Source organism: Paracoccus cavernae (assembly GCF_042430175.1).
In the GTDB taxonomy this organism is placed as follows: Bacteria; Pseudomonadota; Alphaproteobacteria; order Rhodobacterales; family Rhodobacteraceae; genus Paracoccus; species Paracoccus cavernae.
The window spans coordinates 1-7,353 of the sequence record NZ_JBHMDZ010000033.1; the positions used below are offsets into that span (position 1 = coordinate 1).

Here is a 7,353-nt window from a genome sequence, read left to right on the forward strand (position 1 = left end):
GTCAAGGAAGCGATCGGGGACCGCGTGCCCGGCGCGGTGGCGTGGAACCTCTTCGATATCGACGCGAAATTCGGGGACGTCCACACCGTCGACGAATGCGTCGCCTATATCGACGGCCTCGCCGAACAGGCAATCGCAGCAGAGTAAGCACGACAGGACAAAGCCCGCGTCCGGCAACGGGCGCGGGGGATACGGAACCGGGGCAGGATGCCCGGCAATGCACCCGTTCCGCGACTGTCGTGCCCCTTGGTGCGGCCCGATGCCGGCTCATGACGGAGGTGAAGAATGGCCAGAATTGGCGTTGATGTCGGAGGCACGAATACCGATCTCGTGCTCGAATGCTCCAAAGGGGTTTTCTACCACAAGGTTCCGACTACCCTTAAAAATCAATCGATTGGCGTCGTCGAAGGCGTGCGCGGCATCTGCAAGCGGGCAGGGATCGACACGGCCGATGTGGAGCTGATCGTCCATGGAACGACCACCGCGACCAATATCACGATCGAGCATAACGGCAGCGAATGCGGCATGCTCACGACCGAAGGGTTCCGCGACATCCTCCATATCGGGCGCCACAAGCGGCCTTACAATTTCTCGCTGCATTTCGACGTGCCCTGGCAAAGCCAGCCGCTGGTCAAACGCCGCAACCGCATCTCCATTCCCGAACGCATCCTTCCGCCGGCGGGCATGATCGAGACCCCTCTCGACGAAGAAGCGGTGCGCCGTGCCTGCGCCTTGTTCCGCAAACGCGGCATCAGTTCGGTCGTCATCGGCTTCATGTTCAGCTTTCTCAACGACAGCCACGAGCGGCGCGCCAAAGAGATCGTGCTCGAGGAAATACCCGAGGCCTATGTCACCATCTCGAGCGAACTGGCGAATGTCATGCGCGAATACGAGCGCTTCTCGACCGCCGCGATGAATTGCTATGTCGGCCCCAAGACCGCCTATTACCTGCGCGATCTCGACGCGAAACTGCGCGAGGCGGGGGTGACCTCCAAGCTCCGGATCATGCAGTCGAACGGCGGGGTCTCGACGGTTGACGCCTGCGCGCGCCGTCCGGTGCGCATCCTGATGTCGGGGCCTGCGGGCGGGGTGATCGGAGGCGCCTCGGAAGGGGAAATGGCCGGTGTTCCCAATATCATCACCGTCGATATCGGGGGCACTTCGGCCGATATTTCGACCATTCCCGACGGCAGCGTCAAGATCATGAACCCGCGCGACACCTATGTCTCGGGCCATCCGGTTCTGACGCCGATGATCGATCTGGTCACGATCGGTGCGGGCGGCGGCTCGGTCGCTTTCATCGACGAGGCGGGGGCGTTCAACGTCGGGCCGCGTTCGGCCGGATCCGAGCCGGGGCCGGCTTGCTACGGGCGCGGCGGGGTAGAGCCTACGGTCACGGATGCGCAGATTGTTCTGGGACGGCTTGATCCCGATCTGGCGTTGGGGGGCGATCTTTGCCTTGATGCAGAACTTGCAAGAAAAGCGGTCGAAGACAAAATCGCCAAGCCTCTCGGCATGAGCGTCAAGGATGCGGCTTTGGGTATCATCCGCATCATCAACAACAATATGGCGCTGGCCATCCGCTCGAACTCGGTGGCGCGCGGTATCGATCCGCGCGAGTTTTCGATCATGCCTTTCGGAGGCGCGGGCCCGCTTCATGGCGTGGCTCTGGCCGAGGCGGTGTCGGCGCGCGACGTGATCGTTCCGGTCGCGCCGGGGATTACGGCGGCGGTCGGGCTTTTGAAAACCGACCTGCAATATGAGTATACCAAGGCCGGCCTGGTCGAATTGACCAAAGCCACGGATGAGGAGCTTGCGCGCGTCAATGCGGCCGTTCAGGCCCTGCGCGATCAGGTCGTGGCCGAGCTCGACAGCGACGACATTCCGCGTCACGAACAACAGCTGAGCGTCATCGCCGAATGCCGCTATCAGGGGCAGGGGTTCGAGCTGCGCGCCGAGATGCCTGCGGCCGAACTGACCCAGTCGAACAAGCACGAAATCACCGACAGCTTCCACGCCGCCCACAAGCGCGACTACGGCTATGCCTATCCCGAGGCCGAGGTCGAGCTGATTACGGTGCGCGTGATCGGCTCGGCTGCGGTGCGCCGGATCGAGATCCCCAAGATCGCGCCGACCGACGGTTCGTCGATCGACAGGGCGCTGATGTTTGTGCGGGTGACAACCTTCGACGACGGACGCACCCTCGACACGCCGCGCTACGACCGCACCAAGCTTTTTGCGGGCGACAAGGTTCCGGGTCCGGCGATCCTCGTCCAGCACAATTCCACCACGCTGGTTCCGCCGGGCTATGTCGCCGAGACGCTCGATTACGGCAACACCCGCATCCGCACTTTGGGAGAGTGACATGAACGACATGAGCAAGATCACCGAAGTCGATCCGATTACCCTGCAGGTGATCCGCGGTGCTTTCGAGACCATTGCCGAGGAAATGGGGCACGTCCTCTACCGGATGTCCTTTTCCTCGATCATCCGCGAAAGCCAGGATCTGGGTGCGGGGCTTTTCGATACCGACTTCAATACGTTGTGCGAAAGCGAATCCACGCCGATGCATATCGGATCGATCCCCGCCTATCTGCGCGGGATCGCCGAAACGCTGGAGGATGGCGAGTGGTACGAGGGCGATGTCGTTGTCCACAACCACCCCTATTACGGCTCCTCCCATACGCCCGACCTTGCGATCGTGGTGCCGATTTTCCATCACGGGCGGCTGATCGGCTTTGCCGGAAACACCGCCCATCACGTCGATATCGGGGCGGCGACGCCCGGGCTGATCATCGATGTGCCCGACGTCTATGCCGAGGGGATGTTGTTTGCGGGCACCAAGCTTTACCGCAAGGGCGAGCCCAATAATGCGATGTGGAACTACATCCGCCGCAATTCGCGCGCGGCGGGGCAGCTGGTCATGGATATCGAGGCTCAGGTCGCCTCGGCGCGGCTCGGGGCCAAGCGTTTCGTCGAGCTGATCGAGAAATACGGCGAGACGGTGGTTTTCACCGCCGCCAACCAGCTTATGGATTATGCCGAGCGCCTGACCCGCAACCGCATCGCCGATATTCCCGATGGCGATTACACCGCCGAAGGGTGGCTCGACGACGACGGGCGCAATCGCGACCAGCGCCTCAAGGTCAAGGTCACTTTGCGGGTGCGCGGCGACGAGGTCGAGGTCGATCTGACCGGATCGGCCGACCAGACGCCCACCGCCTACAACGTGCCCTTCGAGGGCTCGACCAAGGTCGCGGCTTTCGCGGCTTTCCGCAAACTACTGCTCGACAGCGCGACGTCGGAAATGCGCGCGCCTTCGAACGAGGGCTCGTTCCGTCCGATCACGGTCACCGCGCCTTTGGGATCGATCTTCAACCCGCGCGCGCCGGCCTCGGCAGAGGCGCGTTTCACGCAATGCAACCGCATGATCGATCTGATCATTCGCGCTTTGGCGCCGGTGATGCCCGAGACGGTGATTGCGGGCTCCTCGGCCTCGATCAGTTTCGCGGCCTATTCGGGGGTGCGGCCCTCGGGGGATTACTGGGTCTTTCTCGAGGTGAACGAGGGCGCCTATGGCGGGCGGCCGCGATCGGACGGGCCCGATTGCATCGACAATCTCATGGCCAATACCCGCAACAACCCGCTGGAGGATCTCGCGATGCATATCCCGATGATCTGCGACCGCTACGAGCTGCGCGACGATGCGCCGCCCGGCGCGGGGGAATATCGCGGCGGGATCGGCGTGGTCAAATCGCAACGCGTGCTGACGCCGGGCTTCATCACGCATGAATCCGAACGTCACACCGATGCGCCCTGGGGCATATTCGGCGGTACCGAAGGCGCGACCGGCCGCTGCGTGATCTACAACAAGAACAAGCCCGAGGAAGCGCGCGAGATGCATTCCAAATTTTCTGGTCTCGCGGTCGGGGCCGATGATGTCATGGCCTATTACGGGCCCAATGGCGGCGGCTACGGCAGCCCGCTGAAACGTCCTGCGCAAAAGGTGCTCGAGGATGTGCTGGACGGCTATTATTCGGCCCAACATGCCCGCGAGGTCTACGGGGTGGCGATCGATCTCGATAGCGAAACCGTCGACATGGCCGAGACCGGCCGGCTGCGTGCGAAACTCGCCCAGCAATAAACCCGAAGGCCGCCCGTCGAGGCGGCCTTTTCGTTTCCACCGGCAAGAAGCCGGGGTCTGACAGGAGAGTAGAGATGTCCATTACCGAACAGATCGGCACGGCCGATCCTTCGCGCTCGGCCCTGATCGAGGAATCGATCCTGCCCACGCGCCTCGACCAGCGCCCGATCGGGCGGTGGGGCTATATCTGGATATGGGTCGGGATTGCCGTCATCATCGCGACCTATTCGCTTGGTGCGACGGGGGTTTCGGGCGGCATCAGCCTTGCCCATGTGATCCTGACCATCTTCGCGGCAAATCTGGTGATCGGCGCCTTCATGTTGCTGACCGCCGATATCGGGACCGAGCACGGCCTGTCCTTTGCCGTTTATCTGCGCGCGCCGTTCGGGATTTACGGCACACATCTGCCGGCGGTCTCGCGCGGGGTGGTTGCGGCCATCTGGTTCGGCATCCAGACCTATCTTGGCGCGCTGGCGTTGAACGGGATCGGCGAATATTTCCTCGGATTCTCGAACTGGTTCCTGTGGTATGCGGCATTCGCGGCGCTGCAGGTCGCCAATACCGCGATGGGGATCAAATCGGTCGAGAGGCTGGCCGCATTGGCCGCCCCCGCGATCATCGCGATTTCGGTCTGGATGTATTTCACGCTCGACGGCATCGCCCAGACCAAGGGGCTCAATATCTGGAACGCGGACCTGCCCGGTTCGATGTCGCTCGCGGTGCTGTTCGTGGCGAATATGGGCTTTTGGTCGACGATGGCCATCGATATTCCGAACCTCACGCGCTTTCTCGAAACCGAGCCCTCGCGCCGTTTCGCGCGGCGCAACCGCAATGTCTTCGCCGCGCAGCTGGTCGCGCTGCCGCTGACGCAGGCGCTGATTGCGGGGATCGGCGGGGTCTCGATGATCGCGACCGGCAACTGGAACCCGATCGAGGTCATTCAGGGCGATGCGACCGGCCTTTCGCTGCTGGTGCTCTTGCTGCTGGTCGTGCTGGCGCAATGGTCGACGAACAACTCCGCAAACCTGATCCCTTCGGCACTGACCTTCGTGAACCTCGCCCCGCGGGTGATCAACTACCGCATCGGCGTGGCCTTGGCAGGCATTGTCGGCACGCTGAGCTTTCCCTGGCTGATCCTGAACAACCTCTTTGTTTTTCTGGGCTATTACGGGGCGTTTCTGTCCTCGATCGGCGGGATCATGGTGGCCGACTACTACATCCTGCGCAAACGCTGCCTGAACGTCCCCGCGCTTTACGACCCCGAGGGCCAGTTCCGCTATGCGGGCGGCTTCAATCCCGCAGGTCTTGCGGCTTGGGTCATCGCGGGCGGGATTGCGGCCTGGTTCGTCGATTATGCTGTGCTGATCGGCTGCCCGCTTGGTCTGGTGCTTTATCTTTGCTTCAGCCGCGCTGCCGGTTTGGCGCGCTATCCGCAGGCCGAGATCATCGAGCGCTTTCCCGACCGCTTTCTGGCAACCTCGGTCGGCAAGAGCTGGGTCCATTACGGCAACGGCCGCTTCGGACGCGAGAGCCTGCTTGAAAGCGGCGGGGCTCCGGTGCTGCGCGAGGACCTCTAGCCGCAAATGAAAAGGCCCCCGATGATCCATCGGGGGCCCTTTGCGTTCAGGCAGGATCAGGCGTGCGAGCGCAGTTTGATGCCCCCGATGACATTGTCGTCCGCGCGTCTTTGGCTGCCGTGAAAGGGGCGTCCGGCGGTTTCGGGGGAGATCAGCGTCACCACGAAAGCCAGCACCGCAATCACCGTGATGTAGATGGCGGGGGCGAGCCGGTCTCCGGTCGCGGCGATCAGCCAGGTTGCGACAAAGGGCGCGGTGCCGCCGAAGACCGCATAGGCAACGTTATAGGTCACGGCCGAGGCGGTGTAGCGCACCCGCGTCGGGAAGATCTCGCAAAGCAGTACCGCCGTCACGACATTGGCCGTCACCGCGCCCAAGGCCAGCAGGATCTGCGCGCTGAGCGCGCAGGCCAGCGTTCCGTCCGAGGCGAGTTTATACGAGGGGATCGCCAGACAGCCGAGCAGCAGCGCCGAGACCGCCATTGTCGGGCGACGCCCGATCCGGTCGCAGATTTTGCCGATCAGCGGTGCGGCAAGGGCAGCCGCGCTGAGCGCGATGACATTGCTGAGCAGAACCTTGTCGGCCGGCATGCCGATCACGCTGCGCAGGAAGGTCGTCATATAGGTCGAGAAAATATAGAAAGACAGCGCGGTCAGGCTGATGTAGCAGCCCAGCCGCAGCATCGGCCACCATTGCTCGCGCAGGGTCTGGCGCAGCGGAGCATGTTCGGCTTTAGGCCCGTCCATGACCTGCTGGAAAAGCGGGCTCTCGTCGAGGCGGTGGCGGATGTAAAGCGCGACAAGGCCCAGAGGCGCCGCGATCAGAAACGGGATGCGCCAACCCCAGCTTTGCATCTGCTCGGGCGAAAGCGAGGTGGTGAGCAGGTAGGAGCACATGGCCGCCAAAGCGAAAGAGGCGAAGGTCGAGGCCGGCATATAGCTCGAAAACCGCGAACGCTGGTTGTCGGGGGCATGTTCGATCACATAAGTGACCGCGCCGGCATATTCTCCGCCCGCCGAGAAGCCCTGCACGCAACGCGCGACGGTCAGCAGGATCGGTGCCCAGATGCCGATGCTCTGGTAACTCGGCAAAAGGCCGATCGCGACCGTCGCGAGCGACATCAGCAATACGGTCAGCGCCAGCACCTTCTTGCGGCCCAGCCGGTCGCCCATCATGCCGAAATAGGCACCGCCGATCGGGCGCAGCGCGAATGAGATCGCGAAAATCGCGAAAGTCTGCAAGAGGCCGACAAGCTCGTCGCCCTCGGGAAAGAAAACCACGGCGAGGATCGGTGCCATGAAGCCGTAAATGGCAAAATCGAACCATTCGATCACCGTTCCCGCGACGGCGGCGCCGGTGACTTTGCGGAGCGTGGCGGGGTCGGTTTCGGTTGCATCAGTCATATGGAATTCCCTGTTGGATTGCTGTTGTTCTGCTTCCAGACGGACGGACGAAAATGGCGCCCGTTTCGGGGCGCCATCTGGTTCATTCTGCTGCGATTGCCTGTTCGGCGAGGCCGTCGATATAGGCGACGCATTCGTCGACGGTATGGACGTCCCCGAATTTCGCGTCGATATCGAAGAGGTTCCACGCCACCGCGCCGGGCACGCGGTCCCCGATCGCTTCCTTGAC

Annotated in this window: 4 protein-coding genes; 3 read left to right on the forward strand and 1 reads right to left on the reverse strand. The window is 62.8% G+C overall.

What is annotated here, in order from left to right; all coding sequences use genetic code 11:
* Positions 1-285 precede the first annotated feature (285 nt).
* The 3 genes from ACFFUC_RS12680 to ACFFUC_RS12690 all read left to right on the forward strand — a co-directional run bounded on the left by ACFFUC_RS12680 (position 286) and on the right by ACFFUC_RS12690 (position 5,721).
* Positions 286-2,364 (forward strand): hydantoinase/oxoprolinase family protein, encoded by a 2,079-nt coding sequence (locus ACFFUC_RS12680; protein ID WP_377686734.1) that lies wholly within the window; start codon positions 286-288, stop codon positions 2,362-2,364.
* A gap of 1 nt (position 2,365) precedes the next feature.
* Positions 2,366-4,144 carry a hydantoinase B/oxoprolinase family protein gene (locus tag ACFFUC_RS12685; protein ID WP_377686736.1) on the forward strand — a complete coding sequence of 593 codons (1,779 nt, stop codon included), beginning with the start codon at positions 2,366-2,368 and terminating at the stop codon, positions 4,142-4,144.
* 74 nt (positions 4,145-4,218) lie between these two features.
* Positions 4,219-5,721: an NCS1 family transporter gene (locus ACFFUC_RS12690; RefSeq protein ID WP_377686738.1), complete on the forward strand. Its 1,503-nt coding sequence runs from the start codon at positions 4,219-4,221 to the stop codon at positions 5,719-5,721.
* Positions 5,722-5,777: 56 nt separating this feature from the next.
* On the opposite strand, the gene ACFFUC_RS12695 is transcribed toward ACFFUC_RS12690, so the two are convergent.
* Entirely contained in the window at positions 5,778-7,124 is a 1,347-nt protein-coding gene (locus ACFFUC_RS12695; RefSeq protein ID WP_377686740.1) for an MFS transporter, read from the reverse strand.
* Between the last annotated feature and the right edge of the window lie 229 nt (positions 7,125-7,353).